This is a genomic window from Alteribacillus sp. HJP-4, assembly GCF_042139015.1.
Classification (GTDB): Bacteria; Bacillota; Bacilli; order Bacillales; family Marinococcaceae; genus JBHIKY01.
In genome coordinates, this window is sequence record NZ_JBHIKY010000042.1 from 1 (window position 1) to 19,887 (window position 19,887).

Annotated in this window: 22 protein-coding genes and 1 pseudogene; 13 read left to right on the forward strand and 10 right to left on the reverse strand. The window is 47.0% G+C overall.

What is annotated here, in order from left to right; translation table 11 throughout:
* The first annotated feature begins 393 nt into the window (after positions 1–393).
* Positions 394–1,749 (forward strand): alkaline phosphatase, encoded by a 1,356-nt coding sequence (locus ACE4RR_RS20825; RefSeq protein WP_375537361.1) that lies wholly within the window; start codon positions 394–396, stop codon positions 1,747–1,749.
* 139 nt (positions 1,750–1,888) lie between these two features.
* Positions 1,889–2,149: a nitric oxide synthase oxygenase gene (locus tag ACE4RR_RS20830; RefSeq protein WP_375537362.1), complete on the forward strand. Its 261-nt coding sequence runs from the start codon at positions 1,889–1,891 to the stop codon at positions 2,147–2,149.
* A 479-nt stretch (positions 2,150–2,628) separates the two neighbouring features.
* Here ACE4RR_RS20830 and ACE4RR_RS20835 read toward each other — a convergent pair whose 3' ends face one another.
* The 4 genes from ACE4RR_RS20835 to ACE4RR_RS20850 form a co-directional block, all read right to left on the reverse strand.
* Positions 2,629–2,763, reverse strand: coding sequence for a hypothetical protein (locus ACE4RR_RS20835; protein ID WP_375537363.1), 135 nt, complete (start codon positions 2,761–2,763; stop codon positions 2,629–2,631).
* Between the two features lie 96 nt (positions 2,764–2,859).
* Positions 2,860–4,206: a 3-phosphoshikimate 1-carboxyvinyltransferase gene (gene aroA / locus ACE4RR_RS20840; RefSeq protein WP_375537364.1), complete on the reverse strand. Its 1,347-nt coding sequence runs from the start codon at positions 4,204–4,206 to the stop codon at positions 2,860–2,862.
* 181 nt (positions 4,207–4,387) lie between these two features.
* Positions 4,388–5,008 (reverse strand): hypothetical protein, encoded by a 621-nt coding sequence (locus tag ACE4RR_RS20845; protein ID WP_375537365.1) that lies wholly within the window; start codon positions 5,006–5,008, stop codon positions 4,388–4,390.
* Positions 5,009–5,023: 15 nt separating this feature from the next.
* Entirely contained in the window at positions 5,024–5,779 is a 756-nt protein-coding gene (locus tag ACE4RR_RS20850; protein WP_375537366.1) for an amidohydrolase family protein, read from the reverse strand.
* Between the two features lie 164 nt (positions 5,780–5,943).
* Here ACE4RR_RS20850 and ACE4RR_RS20855 point away from each other — a divergent pair, with 164 nt between their 5' ends.
* Both ACE4RR_RS20855 and ACE4RR_RS20860 read left to right on the forward strand, forming a co-directional pair.
* Complete coding sequence (locus ACE4RR_RS20855; RefSeq protein ID WP_375537367.1) at positions 5,944–6,525, forward strand: hypothetical protein; 582 nt, start codon at positions 5,944–5,946, stop codon at positions 6,523–6,525.
* A gap of 128 nt (positions 6,526–6,653) precedes the next feature.
* A pseudogene (locus ACE4RR_RS20860) lies at positions 6,654–7,473 on the forward strand (serine/threonine-protein kinase).
* On the opposite strand, the gene ACE4RR_RS20865 reads toward ACE4RR_RS20860, so the two are convergent.
* From ACE4RR_RS20865 to ACE4RR_RS20875, 3 genes are all read right to left on the reverse strand, one after another.
* Positions 7,467–8,327 carry a VOC family protein gene (locus ACE4RR_RS20865; RefSeq protein WP_375537368.1) on the reverse strand — a complete coding sequence of 287 codons (861 nt, stop codon included), beginning with the start codon at positions 8,325–8,327 and terminating at the stop codon, positions 7,467–7,469. The pseudogene ACE4RR_RS20860 and the gene ACE4RR_RS20865 overlap by 7 nt on opposite strands.
* A gap of 456 nt (positions 8,328–8,783) precedes the next feature.
* Positions 8,784–9,095, reverse strand: a complete 312-nt coding sequence (locus tag ACE4RR_RS20870) for a winged helix-turn-helix transcriptional regulator (protein ID WP_375537369.1) — start codon at positions 9,093–9,095, stop codon at positions 8,784–8,786.
* Between the two features lie 266 nt (positions 9,096–9,361).
* Positions 9,362–9,445 (reverse strand): putative holin-like toxin, encoded by an 84-nt coding sequence (locus ACE4RR_RS20875; RefSeq protein WP_375537382.1) that lies wholly within the window; start codon positions 9,443–9,445, stop codon positions 9,362–9,364.
* Positions 9,446–9,724: 279 nt separating this feature from the next.
* On the opposite strand from ACE4RR_RS20875, the gene ACE4RR_RS20880 reads away from it, so the two are divergent.
* From ACE4RR_RS20880 to hxlB, 8 genes are all read left to right on the forward strand, one after another.
* Positions 9,725–10,069, forward strand: coding sequence for a YolD-like family protein (locus ACE4RR_RS20880; protein ID WP_375537370.1), 345 nt, complete (start codon positions 9,725–9,727; stop codon positions 10,067–10,069).
* A 217-nt stretch (positions 10,070–10,286) separates the two neighbouring features.
* On the forward strand, positions 10,287–11,321 hold the full coding sequence (locus tag ACE4RR_RS20885) for a LacI family DNA-binding transcriptional regulator (protein ID WP_375537371.1): 1,035 nt from the start codon (positions 10,287–10,289) through the stop codon (positions 11,319–11,321).
* A complete protein-coding gene (locus ACE4RR_RS20890; RefSeq protein ID WP_375537372.1) occupies positions 11,321–12,340 on the forward strand; it encodes a TRAP transporter substrate-binding protein in 1,020 nt (339 codons plus the stop codon). The genes ACE4RR_RS20885 and ACE4RR_RS20890 overlap by 1 nt, the downstream gene beginning before the upstream one ends.
* Before the next feature lie 49 nt (positions 12,341–12,389).
* The gene (locus ACE4RR_RS20895; RefSeq protein ID WP_375537373.1) at positions 12,390–12,884 is read left to right on the forward strand and encodes a TRAP transporter small permease; all 495 of its coding nucleotides are present in this window, start codon (positions 12,390–12,392) and stop codon (positions 12,882–12,884) included.
* Positions 12,881–14,161 carry a TRAP transporter large permease gene (locus tag ACE4RR_RS20900; protein WP_375537374.1) on the forward strand — a complete coding sequence of 427 codons (1,281 nt, stop codon included), beginning with the start codon at positions 12,881–12,883 and terminating at the stop codon, positions 14,159–14,161. Before ACE4RR_RS20895 ends, ACE4RR_RS20900 begins: the two co-directional genes overlap by 4 nt.
* A gap of 31 nt (positions 14,162–14,192) precedes the next feature.
* Positions 14,193–15,146 (forward strand): sugar kinase, encoded by a 954-nt coding sequence (locus ACE4RR_RS20905; RefSeq protein WP_375537375.1) that lies wholly within the window; start codon positions 14,193–14,195, stop codon positions 15,144–15,146.
* Between the two features lie 13 nt (positions 15,147–15,159).
* Entirely contained in the window at positions 15,160–15,783 is a 624-nt protein-coding gene (hxlA, locus tag ACE4RR_RS20910; RefSeq protein WP_375537376.1) for a 3-hexulose-6-phosphate synthase, read from the forward strand.
* Positions 15,780–16,337, forward strand: coding sequence for a 6-phospho-3-hexuloisomerase (hxlB, locus tag ACE4RR_RS20915; protein WP_375537377.1), 558 nt, complete (start codon positions 15,780–15,782; stop codon positions 16,335–16,337). Before hxlA ends, hxlB begins: the two co-directional genes overlap by 4 nt.
* Positions 16,338–16,538: 201 nt before the next feature.
* Here hxlB and ACE4RR_RS20920 read toward each other — a convergent pair whose 3' ends face one another.
* Both ACE4RR_RS20920 and ACE4RR_RS20925 read right to left on the reverse strand, forming a co-directional pair.
* The gene (locus ACE4RR_RS20920; protein ID WP_375537378.1) at positions 16,539–17,243 is read right to left on the reverse strand and encodes a TraR/DksA C4-type zinc finger protein; all 705 of its coding nucleotides are present in this window, start codon (positions 17,241–17,243) and stop codon (positions 16,539–16,541) included.
* A gap of 78 nt (positions 17,244–17,321) precedes the next feature.
* Positions 17,322–18,506, reverse strand: coding sequence for a M24 family metallopeptidase (locus ACE4RR_RS20925; protein WP_375537379.1), 1,185 nt, complete (start codon positions 18,504–18,506; stop codon positions 17,322–17,324).
* Positions 18,507–18,618: 112 nt separating this feature from the next.
* On the opposite strand from ACE4RR_RS20925, the gene eutB reads away from it, so the two are divergent.
* Complete coding sequence (eutB, locus tag ACE4RR_RS20930) at positions 18,619–19,599, forward strand: hydroxyectoine utilization dehydratase EutB (RefSeq protein WP_375537380.1); 981 nt, start codon at positions 18,619–18,621, stop codon at positions 19,597–19,599.
* On the opposite strand, the gene ACE4RR_RS20935 is transcribed toward eutB, so the two are convergent.
* A partial coding sequence (locus ACE4RR_RS20935; RefSeq protein WP_375537381.1) for a hypothetical protein occupies positions 19,582–19,887 on the reverse strand: 306 nt, incomplete at its 5' end. The genes eutB and ACE4RR_RS20935 overlap by 18 nt on opposite strands.

A 19,887-nucleotide genomic window follows, 5' to 3' on the forward strand; every position in this document is an offset into this window, starting at 1 on the left:
ATCGTATTTTATCGGGTACTTTTTCAGCAGCCTCGCTGCTCTTCCCACTGGAGTCTTCGGACTTGTCCCCTGATATCTTCTATTTAGGATACTACTTTTTCTATAAAAAGGGGCTTTTGCTACAGCCGCTTTTTTCGTGAAACTTTTGACGTATTTTCACCTGTACATAAACCAGACTTGTAAGCATAAGGTTTGAAAATACAGGGACCTTTCAGGTTTTCTTCGTAGTTTTCTTTATATTTTGGTTATTTTGAATCGGTACTTTATTTTCTTTCAGTGTCTTTAGAAAAAAGTCTCAATTTCCTTCACACAACCTCAATGTTATCTTTATATTTCTATAATTTTCAACCTGTAGCCTTAGAGTTGTATTCTTAATAAAGGAGCTGGTTGGAGATGAAACAATGGAAACGTTCAATGAAGGGTGCTGCTGTTATCGGGCTCAGCACAACGCTCGTTTTTTCTGCAGGAGCGATAAATGGAAAGAAAGGAGAGCCGGGACCTCCCGATCATGCGAACGGAAAAGGGGAAGGACCGAAAGCAGAAGAGGTAGAAAATGTGATCTTTATGATTCCTGATGGATTTTCTGCAAGCTATGCTACCAATTATCGTATTTACAAGGATGGAGAAGAACCAATTTGGGATGATATGCTGACGGGAATGATAAAAACGGATTCTGCAGATAATCACGTTACTGACTCTGCTGCTGCAGGAACAGCCATGTCATCAGGTGAAAAAACCGACAATGGCATGATAGGAATGTCACCTGAGGGAGAATCCCTTGAAAGCATTCTGCAAAAATCAGGAAAGGAAGGAAAAGCGACGGGCCTTGTTGCCACTTCAACCATCACCCACGCCACGCCGGCTGTATTTGGGGCGAGTGTGGATAATCGTGATGATGAAGTTTCCATTGCTCCGCAGCTTATTGACAATGTAGATGTATTGCTCGGCGGCGGCCGCAATAATTTCCTCCCGGAAAGTGAAGATGGGAATCAACCAGAGGAAAACCTGATCGAACAAGCCGAACAAGACGATTATAGTTACATAGAAACAAAAGAAGAGCTGGAAGAAGCGGAATCAGACAAGCTGCTCGGTTTGTTCGCAGAAGAGGAGATGGCTCCTCACATGGAACGCCCGGATGAGGAGCCGAGTCTTGCTGACATGACAGACGGAGCCATCGACAGTCTCTCTCAGGATGAGGACGGATTTTTCCTCATGGTAGAAGGAAGCCAGATTGACTGGGCCGGGCATGCACACGATGCCGCCTGGGCCATGAGTGATACAGAGGCTTTTGAAAAATCGGTGGAAAAAGCTATCGAATTCGCTGAAGAAGATGGAGAAACCCTGGTCGTTATTGCCGGCGACCATGATACAGGCGGCATGAGCACCGGCGGATACGATGAATACAAAGCCAACCCGGAAATACTGCGTGATGTCAGTGCGACTGGTGATAAAATGGCGGCAGAATTAAACGATAAGCGAAGCAACGCAGCAGAAGTTCTCGAGCAATATGCTGATATCTCTCCTTCAGATAAAGAAATCAGCCGGATTGAAGAAGCAGAAGATCCGGCGCTGGAAATTAATTCGATTGTCAGCGAGCATGCCTATGTCGGCTGGAGTACATCCCAGCACTCAGGCACAGACGTTCAGCTGTACGCTTATGGCCCGTCTTCGGACTTGTTTAACGGACTGCTTGATAACACCGACCTGCCAAAACAGATGGCAGAAGCAATGAATATTGACTGGGATTAAAATCTTTATTGAACCCATTTCTATTCTCCAGCCTTCTGGCGGCGCTGACCGACAGAAGGTTTTTCTTTTTGCAGAATCCTATGATATGTTTTAAAAGGCATCCAGCCTTCATGGCGATTTTACACAGGAGGACAGCAATATGAGCGATACAGAAAAAATGTGGAGAGAAGCGTGCTCCTTTCTTGACATGTATTATCGCGAGAATAACCTTTCTAAAAAAGAGCATGCGCTCAGACTTCGCGAGATACGTCATGAAATTACCGTGAGCGGCTATTACGAGCATACCTTTGAAGAGCTCTCCTATGGAGCGAACAAAGTGATGATATATAGAAAATATATGATAATATCCGTATATTCTGTTGCAAAATTGACTATTAATATTCCATCAGATAGGAAATGATATCATCTTTACCATGGGACGAGGATGCGCTCACGCGGGAGGTTTCCTTTTCCCCGCTTTCGAGGCCATTTCCACCGGAGACGGGTGATTTCCACTGACCAGTGTTGGTTTCCCTCTGGGGAAGAGCTTTTCCACTCGTGCTGGCGCGGTTTCCACTTTTCCCGTTGGCGTTTCCACTCTTGCAGCTTCGCTTTCCACGTTACGGGGGCGCTTTCACGCGGGAGGGTTCCTTTTCCTCGCTTTCGTGGCCTTTTCCACCGGAGACGGGTGATTTCCACTGGCAAGTTAGGGTTTCCCCTTTGTTGGAAGCTTTTCCACTCTTTCCGTTGGCATTTCCACTCTTTCCGTTGGCATTTCCACTCTTTCCGTTGGCATTTCCACTCTTTCCGTTGGCATTTCCACTCTTTCAGCTTCTCTTTCCACGTTACGGGGGCGCTTTCACGCGAGATGGTTCCTTTTCCCCGCTTCCGGGTGCTTTTCTACCGGAGACGGGTGATTCCACTGACCAGTGTTGGTTTCCCCTTTGTTGGAAGCTTTTCCACTGGTGCTGAAGTAGTATCCCCACTTGCGAATCCGCTTTCCACGTTACGGGGGCGCTTTCGCGCGAGGGCCACTCTTTTCCCCGCTCTTAATGATTTAGGCTAGCACTTAGGAAATTGATTCATCTATCTAAAAAACCAGGAGAGCATCAGCCCTCCTGGTACTCTATCTTAGGAAAAACTCACCGGCACTCCGGCTTCGCGGAATAGTTCAAAAAATGTTGGACATGTCTTGGAGACGCAGCCCGGATCATTTATGGATATACCGTTCACTTTCGCGCCAACGAGTGACAAGGCCATGGCCACCCGGTGGTCATCATAGGAATCAAGCGCCGCGGCTTTCGGTGTGTCCGGATACACCTTCAATCCATCTGTAAACTCTTTCACCTCGATGCCCATTTTCTTTAATTCCGCACACACCGCAGCAATTCGGTCGGACTCATGGTGACGGATGTGTTCTACTTCCGTGAGTTTAATCGGTCCGTCGGCAAAAGGGGCGATTGCCGCGATGGTAAGTGTCTGATCAGACATTTCCTTCATGCTGATCTCGAATCCGCCTTTTAACTGGGGAACCCCTTCCACCTCGATATAGTCCTCACCACGACTGACCCGGCACCCCATTTTTTCATACAAATCAACCATAAAAATGTCCGGCTGGTTCGTGTTCATCGAGAGATTGTCGATTCGGACGCGTCCATTGGTAATGGCGGCAAGTGCCATAAAATAGCTGGCTGTGGAGGCATCAGCCTCCAATGATGTTTTTTTTCCCTGATAGCCGTCCGCCTCCACCCTCATTTCAGTTAATTCTTCATTATAGGAGACCGAGGCACCGAACTGCTGCATTAAATCAATGGTGATTTTTACGTAGGCATGCTGAACAATGTAGTCAGGGATATGAATTGTGAGCGGATGTTCATTATAGGCCCCTGCAATTAAAAGCCCGCTGATAAACTGGCTTGATACCTTGCCGGAGATAGTGACATCTCCACCTCGAAGTCCTTGTGCATGAATACGCAGAGGGTAAAATCCTTCCTTCTCGAGGTATTCAATTCTTGCTCCTAATGTTTCCAGCGCATCCATCAAAGGCTTCACCGGCCGCTCACTCATCCGCCTGCTTGCTTCTATCGTATATACCCCGCCTTTTCCTGCTGCAAGGGCACCGGGCAGAAATCGCGCAATCGTTCCGGCTGCACCAATATAAAGGTCCGCTTTCTTATTTGGCCAATCACCTCCGCACCCTTCAATCCGGACGGTATCGCCCTCTACTTCTGCCTTTACGCCGAGCTTTCGGATCGCATCGATGCACCAGTACGAATCATCGCTGCGGAGAATGCCGGACAGCTCGGTTGTTCCTTCTGCGAGCGCCGCAATAATCAAAGCACGGTTAGTAAAGCTTTTGCTGCCGGGAACTGTAAGGGAGGTGTTTATGCTTCTTTCCGCCACAGGGGAAACCGCTGCGGAATGCACATCCGTTAATGCCGCCCATGGCGATCTTGCTTTTAAATCTGGCTGACTCATCAAATCGACCTCTCTTTATCACTTTTATGTAAAAGAGTATTTCTTTCATTACATCATCTGCGGATTGATTTCGCAAGCAGGCAATTGAAAATGCAAAAACAGATTCCTCGGCATTCGGCAGACATGTCGAAGCGCATATGAAATTAATTCATTCTATATATTACTAAAAATACCTGCGCCATCAAGTGCGGGTATTGCTGCTTTTGTGTAACCTGGTTTTCAACTGATGGAATTCTCCCATATCATATCGGTTCCACGGTGCCTGCGGAAGAGCTGCTACGATGGCCCGGGCGGTTTCCGTCTCGTCCCGCGCAGCAAGAGCATGTGTTTTTTCAGGCAGTGCTGCAGAATAGTTGTCGTAAAATGAACGGACATTATCGTTGATTTCTGTTTCGGCCTGGTTCATGTTCATCCGCCAATGCGTTGACTTCTTTCGCCTGCTCTTCATGGTGCGCTCTTTTGCGAACAGGCGGAACAACTTATCCGGGAAACCGCTTCTTTTTTGAAGAAAGGCATCTCGGTAGACCTCAAGCAGAGGCTGCAATTCCTGGCTATTCATGCACCACGCACGTACAGCCGGGGCAAAAATATCACCATCCAGCACGACGAAAGGATTCTTTTTTTCCGCTTCTACTGCCTGCTGCCAGCGGCTGATCTGATTGACCGCATCTTGAATAACCGGAACTCCCGCTATCTTCGCTGTCGTGTCAGGGACGACCCAGGCGCCATATGTATACTGGAGCTCAGCGCAGACAGTGGTTTTCCCAACAGCATCTGCGCCGGCTATGCAAATAATCGGCATGGGACCAACCCTCCGCTAATAATCTCTCTCTAATCCATACCAGTGTCTGGCGTTATCCGAAAGTACACGCTTTGCGTTTCGTTCTCCTAGTGTGTCAACGATTAGTTCAATATCTGAATGCTGAAAAGGCCGTGGCGCACGTGTGGAAGGAAGGTCCGTTCCAAAAAGAAGGGCGTCCGGGTTTTCCCTGAAAATAGATAGAATTGCCTGTGGTACGTTTACTTCCGTGCGGCCGAAGCCGGTAGCTTTGACGCGGACACCGGCCGCCGCAAGTTTAACAAGCTCTGGAAAACCTTCTTTCGTCAGGCCAAGATGGTCAATGGAAGCTTTCGGAAGACGTTGAATTAACGCTCCCATCTTCTTGAGAATGCTTGATTCTGCATAAAATTCTGCATGCCAGCCGGCGGTCTCATACACCAATCTGGCGAGCTTTTCTATGGCTGCTTCCGAAATACCGTCCCCTCTTTTTACATTAAATCGCACAGCCCGCACCCCTTTCTCATGCAGTTGTTCGATTTCTTTTTCGTCCGTATCCGGAGGGAGCTGAGTGACGCCGACGTATTCTTTTCCAAAGAAGGCAAGCGTGTCAATCAGATACGTCTGGTCATATCCTTGAAAGGAGCCGGAGACAATCGCCCCTCCGCTTATATCAAGAGGAGCTGTTTCTTTTATATATTCCATACCCGTATAGGCAGGCGGTGTATACCCTTGATTTTCAATGATCGGATACCGAGGATCTATAATATGAAAATGAGCATCAAATATCTTCATGTATCTCTCCCTTTCTCCTGTAAAACATATCATTCGATACGTAGTACCTATTTCCTTTTTATATGAACCAAAAGACGTAAAAATCTTTTATGATAAAATATTAATGGAATACATTTACATATTGTGGGCCTTTTGATATCGTACCTTATAAGGAGATGATGTGTATGAAATTATTCATTATTATTTCCCTCCTGTCGACAATGGTTATATTAAGTGCGGCGGCCTTTTACGTTTCCCGCGTCATTACTGATCCTAAAGAAGAGAATGCAGACGCAGCGATTGAGAAGTTTCATGCCTCCTATAACGAATCAGCCGCAGAGGTAGAAGCAGTTTTGGAGGACACAATCAAAAAGGCGCATACTGACTTGAATGACATTACCGGATACGGCAATCATACGAATTACAAATCCGGCTCCGTGAACAAAGAGAACCTGGCAGAGAATTGGGCAGAAATCGATTCTGAGCTTGCCTCCCACGCAGATTTCGCGCGTGACGCGGCCGGCATGGTGGAGGACAAAACGCTTAGCAATGATTTGAAAAATTTCTCTGATGTCACACTTTTTGCGAAGGATAACCGCGATCATAAAGCCCTGCTTTACTCCCACCGTATCATTCATGATCTCGATACCATTTATAATGGAGTCGAGAAGTCCATTTTTGGAGCAGTACATATTGGAAGTGGTGATGATGATAAGAAAAAGCATCTGGAGGCTGTAGAAGTACTCGCTGAAGCTTCATCTGAGTAAAGCAGCCTGCTTGTCATGCCCGCGGAAATCCAGTAATTTAATGGGAGGATGTTATGAGTGAAAAAGTGGTTTCTCAAGAATTAAATCACGTAACATTCCAATTAAAAGAATAACATAACTTTGATTGGATCCAGATGCAGGGAACGTCTTTAGCGCATTTTATAAGCAGGATTCAGGCAATATATGTTTTGGTGTGAAAAATAATAACGGCAAACAATTTGTTAAATATGCTGGCGCAATAACGCTTCATTTTGAAGGAGAACCTCAATACGCAGTCACTCGTTTAAAAAAAGCAGCACCATTATATAAAGAATTAGAGCATCCAAATTTAGTTGATTTAATTGACCATTTTGAAATTAATGGCGGGTACGCCCTGATTTTTGACTGGTTTGAGGGCGAGTGCCTTCACACCCCGTGGTCTTTCCCGCCTCCATTTAAATATAATCATCCCGCCTCTCCGTATTTTCGTTTTAAACATCTGCCGATTTCAGAAAGACTCACTGCAATGGACAGCATTCTGCAATTTCATTTGCACGTGGAACAAAAAATTACGCGGCCATAGATTTTTACGATGGCAGTATTTTATATGATTTCCATTCGAGGCAGACGAAGATCTGTGACGTTGATTATTATCAAAGAAAACCATATGTTAACGACATGGGACGGTTATGGGGATCTTCTCGATTTATGTCGCCGGAAGAATTTGAATATGGTGCTGACATAGATGCAGCGACCAATGTATTTACGATGGGGGCGATCGCTTTCGGCCTGTTAGGCGGAGAGCAGAATCGGTCATTTTCGAAATGGGACGCTGGAAAGGAACTTTATAACATAGCTGCAAAAGCCGTGGAGCCTATGAAAAAAGACCGCTACTCTTCGTTGGAAGATTTCTACTTTTCCTGGAAAGAAGCGCTTTCCAAAAAAGACGGGGGCCAGGCCCCCTACTGAATTTCAAATTTTATTGTGTTTCCGAACGGGTCGGCGGCAAAGACACCGCCGGCTGTTTTTTCTGCGTGGAACCCAGTACGTTCGAGTCTTTTCGTGACAGCGGTAAGCTCTTCTTCTCCTTGAAGTACAATCGTATAATAGCGCAGGCCAGCAGCATTTTCCGGCGGCTTTGGCACCCCCTGCCCTGCCCAGGTGTTCATCCCGACGTGGTGATGATACCCGCCCGCTGCCACAAACAAGGCCTGCTCTCCCATATGAATAGTCGTTTCAAATCCAATCCCATCCACGTAAAATGACTGCGCGGCAGCCAGATCACCGACATGAAGATGAATGTGACCGATTTTTGTTTCCGCCGGAAGTCCCTGCCATACCTTTTCGTCCGCCAGCTGCAGCATATCATCGGCATGGAGCGGAACGGTCGCTGCCTTATACTTTCCGTTTGCCTGCGTTTCCCACTGTTCGCGCGGACGATCCGCATAAATTTCAATACCGTTATTATCTGGATCCTGCAAATATACGGCTTCACTGAAAAGGTGATCTGACGCTCCCTGCAGCGGTGTCTTCTTTTCGAGCAAATGCCTCAGCGACACGGCGAGACTTTCGCGGTCCGGAACAAGAATTGCAAAATGGTACAGCCCTGCTGTATGACGCGGCTGAGGGCGGACACCCTGTACTTCTTCCAGGATCAAAAGTGTCTTTTGATCATTCGCTGCGGTAAGATAGACCTTGTTCTCCTCCTCTTTTTCGACTCGAAATCCAATAATTTCTTTATAAAACTTCGCAGAGCGCTCCAAAGCTGCTACTTTTAATTGCACATACCCTATTTCTGTATGGTGGTGCAGCTTTTCTTTCATAATTATTTCAGCCTCCTCGTTTCTTGTAACTTTATTATACTTGGTTACTTTTAGTGAGTGAATAGAAACGCGTTACCTGGAAAAATTTTTGTTTTCGCTGATGAATTGAAATTTTTCGCTGATCATTTTCGAATTTCCGCCCATCATTTTTAAATTTTCGCTGATGGATCGACTTTTTCGCCCATGACTCCGGAAATTCCTATCACTTTTTCCGCCGAGCTCTTCACAGAAAACCACCGCGGCTCTGCATCATCTCGACAATTCTCTGCTGAGCGTTCCAAATATTCACCGATCCACGCCGCCCTTATGTCCGGCGTTGACGCAGGCGCCGGGCCAGGAAAATTCTCACAGCCGCACAGCACTTGATAAATACGAGCGGTACGCCGCCATTCACGCAAAAAAAGCCACACAGCGAATTCTCGACTGCACAGCTTTGCTAATTATAATAACCAAATTTTAGTTAAGCCATTCATCCGCCCAATGCTGAACTTCCTCGAGGGCAGGCGTAATGGCTTCCCCTTTCTCTGTAAGACTATAAACGATGCGGACGGGGGTTTCCGGATACACACTGCGCTTTACCATGCCGAGCTCTTCTAATTCCTTTAAGCGCTCGGTCAGCATTTTTTTGCTGATTTCGGGAATACGTTCGCCTATTTCGTTAAATCGCATCGGCCCGCTTCCGAGCACGCGGATGAGTACTCCGATCCAGCGCTTTCCAAGGATATCAAATGCTGCTTCGAACTTCGGACACAGCCTGGATTCACCCATTGCCTGCACCTCCTTTCTTTTTTATTATAATATATTTTGCAAATTACAAAAAGTTATTTAGTTTCTTTTCCACACCCTTACTCCCATTAAAGAAAGAAAGGTTTGCGATTTCTCTCATTCCGAGTATAATGAAAGTAACAAAGATCATATATTAAGAAGACCATAGGTGCTGGTACACCTATGGCCTCACAATAGCTGGCTCCCTCTAAGGGGGATCGGCACAAGACGGAAATAATCCACCTAAGCCTGCTTAGCTCAAGGGTGGATTATTTTTTTTGGTTAAACGACAGTACAGCGACAACGAGACTCGCAAAGCTGATCATTAAGATCAGCGATTGATATACTGTCATACGCACCACCTCCCTTCAGCGGAGATGGTGCCGAACCACCCTTGAGTCACCAATCTATTGTATTTCCATTATATCATCCTGCACCCAATGTTTGGTCTTTTCTGGCAGGATTCTCTATACTGTTTTTGCTGATCCTGCGAAATCATTGGCGCAGTAGTAACTCCCTTCCTCCTGGACCAGCGATTTTTCCGTAACAAGATCCCCTCCTTCCTTCTGGAAATAATTAAAGGTTTTAATAGAACTTATGTTCGCATATAATAAGACCAGGAGGGATGACCCATGAAAGGGAATAAGCTGACACCGGACTCGAACCTGCGCTGGGAATCGATGCGGATGATATTGCCGGAGCACCGGGAACAGTGGCTCGAGCACCAGTACAATCAAAAAAAACAGAAAAAGCCGGAGCTTGATCCACAGAGGTGGGAAGAGCTCGAGTGGCTGTTAGCTGAAGCAATGCATAATAATAAGACGCTGCAGTTCACATACTGGGAAAACGGATTCTTCCATTCGGTCACCGGAAAATGCCATTACATTAATCATGTGCAAAAACAATTTCATCTAATCAAAGATGAAGAGGTTTATTATCTTGCCTTTGACAACCTTGCAGATATTACGCTGGTGTAATCACACCGGCTTTTTTTATTGCAGAAAATTCACAGTCTGAGTCCCTGACGAAAATGGCAGCTCATCTACATGGAAAAAGCCCGTATTTCCACTGATTGCGCGATACTTTCCTAAACTCTTTAAAAAATAACTAAAAACCTCTTGAAGTGTGTATACGTTTTCATTTATACTTTAATAAATCGATTTAGTAAAACGATTTAGTTCGGTAAAGATGGAGGTGTTAACGATAAGAAAAGTTACCTTACAGGATGTTGCAGACCATGCTGCGGTATCGAAGAGCACCGTGTCGCAATATTTAAACGGCCGTTACACCTACATGGGGGAAAATACAAAGAAGCGTATTCAACATGCCATTCAAGAATTAAAATATCAGCCGAATGCGATCGCAAGAAGCTTAAAGCAAAAGAAAACGACGACAATTGGCGTCATACTCGCCAATATTCTGCACCGCTTCTCTACTCAGACATCGAGGGCGATCGAGGATTTTTGCCATAAGCATAGCTATCACGTCATTCTCTGCAACGCTGATGATGATCCATTAAAGGAACAAAGCTACATTGAAATGCTGAAGGCAAAGCAGGTCGACGGCTTTATCATTGTTCCTACAGCGTTTAATGAAGAGATGTACAAGCACTTATTAGATGAACGTTATCCATTAGTTTTTTTAGACCGAAAAATGAAAGCGCTGCCGGTTCCGACCATTTCTTTAAAAAATGAAAAGGCAGCCTTAAAGGCGGTGAGTCATCTTATTGAAAACGGTCATAAAACTATTGCTTATGTGAGCTCTGCGGTGACCATTTCTCCACGTTCGGAAAGATTTACTGGTTTTGAAACAGGCATGAAAAAAGCCGGCCTTCCGATAAATCAAAGCTTTGTTTACACCGGCAATTTAGATGAGGCGGCTGCGTTTTATGATCATGTTTTTGCCGGGTCCCGTCAGCCGGATGCTATATTAACCGGAAATGACCGTGCTTTAATGAAAACTCTTTCGTATCTAAAAAACCGGTTTAACAACATACCTGACACTCTCAGCCTGCTGACGTTTGATGACGTGGAATTTGCCGAATTTTACAGTCCGTCCATTACCACCCTTGAACAACCTGCTTATGACATGGGAACAAAAGCCGCAGAAGTATTGATGAGTCAAATAAAAGGCGGCGAGAACATGGAGAATACGGAAACTACAGATTACTGCTTTGAAGGTATATTAAAAATCAGAGAATCATCACAAAAAAGAGGAGGAGAAAAATAATGAAGAAAACATTCTTACTCTCCTGCATGGCGGCTGCCGGCACGTTCATGCTTGGAGCATGCGGAGACGATCAGTCCGGAGGCAATGGAGACGGCGGGTCTGAAGAATCGGTAAATCTCATTGCGGCAACTCAGCTCGACGCCGAAAGTCCTTTTGCCGTTGGTTTTGAAAGATTTAAGGAAGTAGTGGAAGAAGAAAGCGACGGCTCTGTAACGGTGGAGATTCATACCGATGGATCCCTTGGCGGAAATGAAGATGAGCTCGTGCAGAATATGGAAACCGGCTCGGTAGATCTCGTCACTGCTTCTCCTGGGTTTATGGCTCAGTCAGCGCAGGCTGTCGATTTCTTTTCCATGCCTTACTTGTTTGAAAGCAATGAGCATTGGGAGAAGACAGTAGATGGAGAAGTCGGAGACGCAGTTGCTTCTGAAATTGAAGACAATACCAATTTTGAAATCCTTGGCTACTGGTCCGCCGGGATACGAAATTATTATGGAAATGAGCCCATTGAAACACCGGAAGACTTAAAGAATGTTCAAATCCGCACACAGGACTCCCCTGTTGTAACGAATACGTGGGAAACACTGGGCGCCCAGACGGCAAGTGTGGCATGGGATGAAATGTATCAGGCTCTGCAAAACGGAGTGGTGGACGCATCAGAAAATGACTTCACCAATATCTATCAGGCGAGCCACCATGAGGTTACTAAAAATATATCTTTGACAGAACATGACTATACGACACGAGTATTCTTCACTTCAAGAGATGTATACGACAACTTGTCTGATGAACAGCAGCAGGCGTTCGACAAAGCAGTTGAAGAAGCTACGGCTGCGGCACGAGAATCGGACCGCGAGCTCGCCGATGAATCACGGGCAAGTATGGAAGAAGAGGGTATCGAAATCAATGAAGTTGATCAGGCGCCATTTGTGGAGCAGACGGAATCGGTCAGACAGGAAGCAGCGGAATCCCTGGATATGACAGAAGAATACGAGAAAGTCCAGCAGCTAAAGGAATAAACAACAAAACCCTTCCCCGCGCTCGGGAAGGTTTTGAGAGGAGAGACATATGAAGAAAATCCTGACCATGGCAGAGAAGTTATTCTTAAGAATCGCTGCCTTATTTTTCTTAATCTTCACGGCGTGCGTCATTATGCAGGTAGCGTCCCGCTACATCCCCGGCTTCCGGGTCGTATGGGCAGAGGAGCTGGCAACATATGCGTTTATATGGATGGTGTTTATTGGGGCGGCAGTGATGGTCCGGGAGAAAGGTCACTTTACCGTCGGGCTCGTTGTAGATAATGTCAAAGGCCTGCCTTTGCTTATCATTCAATCGATCACTCATCTATTAATTATAGTATTCGGCCTCGTAATGATCATTGACGGGCTCGGCCTCACTTCCCAGTTCTGGGGCTGGACGTTGAATAACCTGCCCGGCATCCGCCAGGGCTACGCGTGGCTTGCGATTCCGATCGCCGGCCTCAGTATGATGCTGTTTGCTCTTCAAAATTTTTGGGAGGATTTTCACCGGTATAAGCAAAGCAGGGAGGCTGATATAAAATGATCGGACTATTTTTAGTACTTCTCTTCTTTGGGCTTATGATAATCGGTGTCCCGATTGCCTTTGTGATAGGCATTGTAAGCTACGTCGGATTTCTAATGCTGGATGCTATCCCGCTGCAGGCTGTCGTCCAGCAGATGTTTACTGGGCTGGAATCGTTTATTCTGCTTGCTGTTCCCTTGTTTATTTTAGCCGCAAATATAATGAATCAGGGAAAAATTTCGGAGCGGCTCATTAATTTCGCCGTTGCGCTTGTCGGACACATCCGCGGCGGACTGGCTCATGCAAATATTGTCGTGTCTATGTTCTTCGGAGGCATTTCCGGCGCTTCCACTGCGGATACAGCCGGGGTAGGGAAAATACTAATTCCGAGCATGATCAAAGAAAACTACAGCAAAGGAACCTCTGTCGCCGTAACAGCCTCTTCTTCTACCATGGGGATGATTATTCCACCGAGTATTCCTATGGTTATTTACGGCAGCCTTGCCGGAGTGTCCGTGGGACGGATGTTTCTCGGAGGCATTATCCCCGGCCTTACGATCGGAGTTGGGCTAATGGCGCTCGTTGGTGTCATTTCGCACCGCCATCAATATCCTAAGCATCAACGCCTGAAAATAAAAGAGGTATTTATTCAGGGAGTTAAATCAATTCCGCCTCTGCTTACTCCGGTCATTATTTTAGGTGGAATCGTCGGAGGGATTGTAACTCCGACGGAAGCGGCGGTAGTTGCCTGCCTGTACGCTTTTATCCTGTCGTTCTTTGTTTATCGGACGATTAAAATAAACGATCTTCCAGCCATTGTGTACGACACCTTAAAGTTAAGCTCGCTCACCCTGTTTGCACTTGCGACGGCGACCTCTCTCGGCAGATTGATCAGCTATTACAATGTTCCTGCTGTAATAGCCGGATTTTTTGACCAGGCGCTGCCGTATGAGTGGATGTTTTTAGCAGCGGTCATTCTGCTCTTTTTGATAGTCGGAATGTTTATGGATACCGTGCCGTCTATCATTTTATTTGTTCCGATTGTACTGCCGACTGCTCAGACGTTAGGCATTGATCCTATTCATTTCGGAATTGTAATCATGATGTGCCTGGCTGTCGGTCTCGTTACTCCGCCGTACGGTTTGTGCCTGCTGCTCGCGAGTAAGATCGCAAAGCTGCCGATCGGAAGCGCTTTTTATGCGACCGTTCCTTATATCGCGGTAATTTTGTTCGTTATTCTCATTATGGCCTTTGTGCCGGGTGTATTTATGTGGCTCCCAGATGCCTTTGATATGTAACTACCATTTTGTAAGTAAAGGACAGTGACCAATGATTGATGTGTTAACTATTGGGGATGGCATGATTACGATGAACCCCAAAACGATGGGACCGCTTCGTTTTTCGAATGAATTTGAACGAAAAGTGGGCGGAGCCGAGCTTAACCTTGCGATCGGCTGTGCGAGACTGGGGCTTAAAACAAGCTGGATCAGCCGCCTGGGAAATGATGAATTCGGGCAGTATATATTAAATTACATGCGCGGGGAAGGAATCGATGTTTCTTCTGTGACGCTGGAAGACGCCTATACGACTCCCGTAAACTTTAAGGAAATCATGGAAAATGGGTCGGGAAGTACGTATTACTACCGCTTCCCCTCCCCTACAGAAACGATTACACTCGAGGATATTCACGCTTCAGCAATAAAAAATACAAAAGTATTTTACATCTCGGGCGTCTTTTCCTCCCTCGCTGCCAGAAATGTTAAGCTGCTGCATGAAGCCGTAGATACCGCGAAACAACACGGGGCTATGATCGCACTTGATCCCAATATCCGCTTGAAGCTCTGGAGCAGACAGGAAGCACAGAACGCCCTGCTCAGCTTTCTGCCAAAGGTGGATATTGTATTAAGCGGAGAAGAAGAAGCAAATATACTTTTTGGAGAACAAACTGCCGATGAGCATGCCGCAAGCTTTACGGAGTACGGAATACAACGAATTGCTATAAAACGCGGCAGCCAGGGCGCTCTTTGTACCTCACATGAAAATAAAATGGTAAGCCTCCCTGCTCCTATGGTCGACAGCGTCGTTGATACCGTCGGTGCGGGTGATGGATTTAATTCAGGGTTTTTGTACGGCACGCTGCAAAAGTGGGATCTTGAGAAAACAACCCGATTTGCGAATCAGGTCGGGGCACTGGTCGTCGGGGTTTCCGGCGATAACGAAGGCCTGCCTTATGTGGAAAAAGTGAAGCAGGCCCTTGGCGAAATGGAAAAAATTGAACGTTAAGAGGAGTATTTATATGAATCTTCAACTCGCTCTCGACCGCTTGTCGCGGGAGGAATGCTTTCGGATTCTTCACGAAACGAAAGAGTATGTAGACTGGATTGAAATAGGCACAGGAGTGATAAAAGAATACGGAATGGCTATTGTAAAAGAAGTTCGCAGCGCCTTTCCTTCTAAAATCCTTGTCGCTGATATGAAAACCTGCGACGCTGCAGCCCATGAAACGAAACAGGCGCTGCATGCCGGGGCTGATATAACAACCGTTATGGCGTTTAGTGATGATGCCAGTATACGTGCTGCCATTGAGACCGCAGGTCATCTGAATAAGCGCGTGATGATTGATTTATTAAATGTAAAGGATTCCCGCCGTTACGCGGAACTGTACCAGCTCGGAGCAGACCTTGTCTCGGTCCATATCGGCAAGGACCAGCAGCACCAGCAGACCATCGGAAAAGAGACCTTCCTTCCATTACAGCCTTATCCAAACATTGAAGTAGCGGCGGCCGGGGGACTTTCAGCAGAAACCGTAGCGGCCCTCCCCCCTTCGCTTCCGCACACCATCATTGTCGGGAGCGCCATTACAAAAGCTGACCGCCCCCGTGAGGCAGCCCAAAAAATAAAGGAGGCGATGAACCGTTGAAAGAAACCGTACAAACAGTACTGAAGGAAGTCGAAGAAGTGCTTGAACGTTCAGTCGAGGACTCTTCCTTTTCCGCTCTTGCTGACTTAGTCAAAAGTGCTCCCAGAATATTCATTGCCGGAGAAGGTCGTTCCGGTCTGGTAGGGAAAATGATTGCGATGCGTCTTATGCACAGCGGCTTTACAGTGTATGTAACCGGAGAAACGATCACCCCGAGCATTCAAAAAAATGATCTGCTGATGATTCTTTCCGGCTCCGGAAAAACTGGAAATTTAGTAAAAATGGCAGATACCGCCAAACAGGAAGGGGCTTCCATCGCCTGCTTCACCACTGATCCTGCGTCTCCGCTGGCTGAGAACAGCCATCACACGGTAGAGGTGAAGGCAGCAACAAAATACCGGCGGGAAGGCGAGCCCCCGACGATTCAACCGCTCGGCAATCAATTTGACCAGAGTCTGCACTTGTTATTAGATGCGTTTATTATTCATTTATTAAAGGGCAGTCCAGCTCAATCAAACGATAGTCTCGCGAAACGCCACGCGAATTTAGAATAAACAAAAAAGCAGGCTCCCCTGCATTGGGAAGCCTGCTTTTTTTATATCTTTTTGAAAGGAAACCATTACATACGTCCTGCAGCAGCGGTTGAATCCACTACGCTTTTCACGTCCGTCGCTGGTCTGACCAACCATTCTTTCTATGCATATAGACGAGTAAACATACACGTATCTGTCAGTCATGAATTCGTCGCTTTTTCTTTATTTTCCTTTTCCAAAAAACCTTGTATATTCCCCCATGTCAGCATCATTCTCCACAGGGTTTCCTTCACTGTCCGTCACAGAAAAGCCATCATATTCATCGGCATCATCCGGCTCATGCTCGGCATCCCCAAACATTCCAGCATACTCCGCTGAAGGATCATAAGTATCCGACGGGGTGTCGGAACTCCCATAGGCTTCTGTCTGGTCCCAGATTTCTTCTGCATCCCAGCGGTCGTTATCTACTTCGTCTGCCTGCTCTTCTTTGAATCCGCCTTTTCCTGGAAGTATTTGCTCTTCTTCCACGGGACGGCTCTTCCTCTCTTCTTCATCTTCCGGACCCTGTTCTTCATAGGAATGCTGAATACATTCAAGTGCGGTTGGCTCTGCTTCGAGTCGTTCCAGCGGAATATCATTCCCGCATTTACGGCAGCGCCCATAGTCGCCATTATCGATCGCTTCTATTGCTTTATCGACGCGCTCCTCTTCTCTTCCGGCGTGCTGGTCCAGTGCGATATCCTTTTCTCGTTCATATAATTCGGTGGCCTGGTCGCCTGGGTGGTTATCGGCATTGGAAAGCTCACCCATCGACTCCTTCGCAAATTCCTGTCTGGTGCCGAGCCTGTCCTCACGGAGTGCTTGCAAATTCTGCTTACGCGCCACCAGTTTTCTTTTTACATCCTGAAAAAATGACTTTGCCTGCATTGTTTTTCTCCTTTTCAAGCTATTTACGGCTAGTATGCCAACTTCACGGCATTTCTTATGCCTTCAGGAGAAAAAAATTTAGGATGGCAGAAATTCGCCGCTTCGTGGAAAATTTGACAGTGTTTCACAGCCGTCTGCAGTGACCACGAAGCTTTCACTGATTTCGACCCCCATGTTTTCCAGCCAAATACCCGGAATAAGATGAAAAGCCATGTTCGGTTCGAGAATCGTTCGATCACCCGGCCGCAGTGATGCTGTGTGCTCCCCCCAGTCCGGAGGATAATTCACTCCGATCGAATAGCCTATCCTCGAATCCTTACAAAAACCATGACGCGCAATAGAACGCTGCCAGATCGTTTCAAGCTCCTCGCACGTGAGTCCTGGTTTCACGTGAAACAAAACATTTTCTAATCCTTCAATAACTGCATCAGATAAGCGCTTTACCTCAGACTTTACCGGACCGGCGGTAACCGTTCTTGCAAGTGGAGCATGATAGCGGCGGCAGCAGCCGGCAAGTTCAATAATCAATGGATCCCCTGCTTTAATTTTTTCATCCGTCCACGTCACGTGCGGTGCGTACGTAAGTTCACCTGCCGGAATGAGCGGTACTATCGCGGGATAGTCACCGCCGAACTGTTCCGTCCCGCTGATTTGTGCCTTTGAAATCGCGGCGGCAATATCACAGACCCTGGCTCCTTCTACTGAGGCCTCTACCCCGGCTTTCATCGCAAGAGCCGCAATCTCCCCCGCTTTTTTCATATAAGTGATCTCGCGGTCTGATTTCACAATACGTACGAGATTCACTAACAAATTTGCATCGGAAAACTCCAGCCAGCTGCAGCCCTTTTTTAATGATTCAAGGGCACGTGGTGAAAAATAATTAGCTTCCATTTCTACTCCCGCCCGCTTTACGGTTTGTTTATGCTGAGCCATCCACGCAGCCAGCACATCCATCGGGTGCTTGTCCCGCGCATGGACGTATTCATCACTATAGGAAAGCAGTTGAAATGGAGCGAGCCATGAGGTCGCACGGGCCCCATTTACATCCTGGGCTCGTCCAAACCAGTACGGGTCCTCCTCCTCGAGAAAAACGACCACCATCTGCGGCACATAAAACGACCAGCCATCATATCCGGTCAAGTAATTCATGTTAGCTGGATCGCTGACAAAAAGTACATCCAGCCCCGCTTTTTCCATATGGTGCTTCACTTTTTTCAGTCTCAATTCGTATTCTTCTTTTGGAAATACTGTCAACGACCGCATCCTGGAGCTCCCCCTTTTCCCCTTTAAAAAATCAGCATAGACACCTGGGCTTATTTCACTTTATTCTGAAGGTAGAGAAGTTTATGCTATTTTTTTTAAGGGGGACAACAAAATGGAAAGCGTAACAATGAAACATGTGTGGAAAGCACGAAAAAGAATTCGGGGCTTACTGGCTCCGACGCCTCTTCTTCCCTCTCAAGAATTAAGCAGACTTACCGGCTCGCCTGTATATTTAAAGCTTGAACAAATGCAGCCGTCAGCGTCCTTTAAGCTTCGGGGAGCCACCAACATGATCGCTTCCCTTCCAGATAAATCCAGGCAGAAGGGAATCGTTACCTTTTCTACCGGCAACCATGGCTTTGCGGTGGCAATGGCTGCAAACGAGCTCGGTATTCGGGCGGTTGTTTGTGTGTCCGAACGAGTGCCGGAAGCAAAAATCAGCGCGTTACGCGTGAGCGGAGCAGAGCTTCATATCGAAGGAGACGGTCAGGATGAGGCAGGAGATGTGGCACGGCGGCTGGAAATGGAAGAAGGGCTCACACTGATTCCCCCCTTTGATCATCCAGAAATTATTGCGGGACAGGGAACGATGGGGCTCGAAATTCTCGAAGAACTCCCGGACGTGAATGCCGTGCTTGCAGGACTCTCAGGAGGAGGGTTATTGTCCGGCCTCGGACTCGCATTAAAAAAAACCGATCCTGCCATTCAGGTGATCGGTATATCAGTAGAAAAAGGGGCAGCCATGAATGACAGCATCAGGGCCGGAAAGCCTGTGCAGATTTCCGAGTACCCAACGCTTGCTGACAGCCTCCTCGGCGGCATTGGACTTGATAATATCTACACCTTTTCCATGGTGAAGCAATATGTGGACCAGCGACTCTCTATTTCTGAGGAATCCATCGCAAAAGGAATGGCCTTTTTGTATGAAAAACACCGGCTGGTGGTGGAAGGCGCTGCTGCAGTCGGTGTCGGAGCACTTTTAGACGGAAGCTTTCAGCCCGACGGCCCCACGGTGCTGGTCATTACTGGCAACAGTATTTCTGCGGCTGAGCACTACCAGTCTGTGCGTCCCTTTTTACAAGATCGCACATAGAATTTTGATGGGCAGCCTGCTTTCTGGAGCGGGAAAAGCAACGGCTGAAAATTTCGCAGGACCAGCCGCCGAGGAAGGTAAAGCGTTACCCGCGATGAAAAAAAAACTGGGGGCTGTATCATAAATGATACTCGCCACTTTTGCATGGTAAAAAAAGCAGGGGACAAGTCCTTCGCTTTCCGTGGGCAGCGCTTCAGCTAACCGGGCGAAACCCGCGCCCGGCGGATCTTCAGCCGCTGCTCTTCGAGGCTGCTGAAAAACCTGCATTTTATCTCCAACAAAAACGGA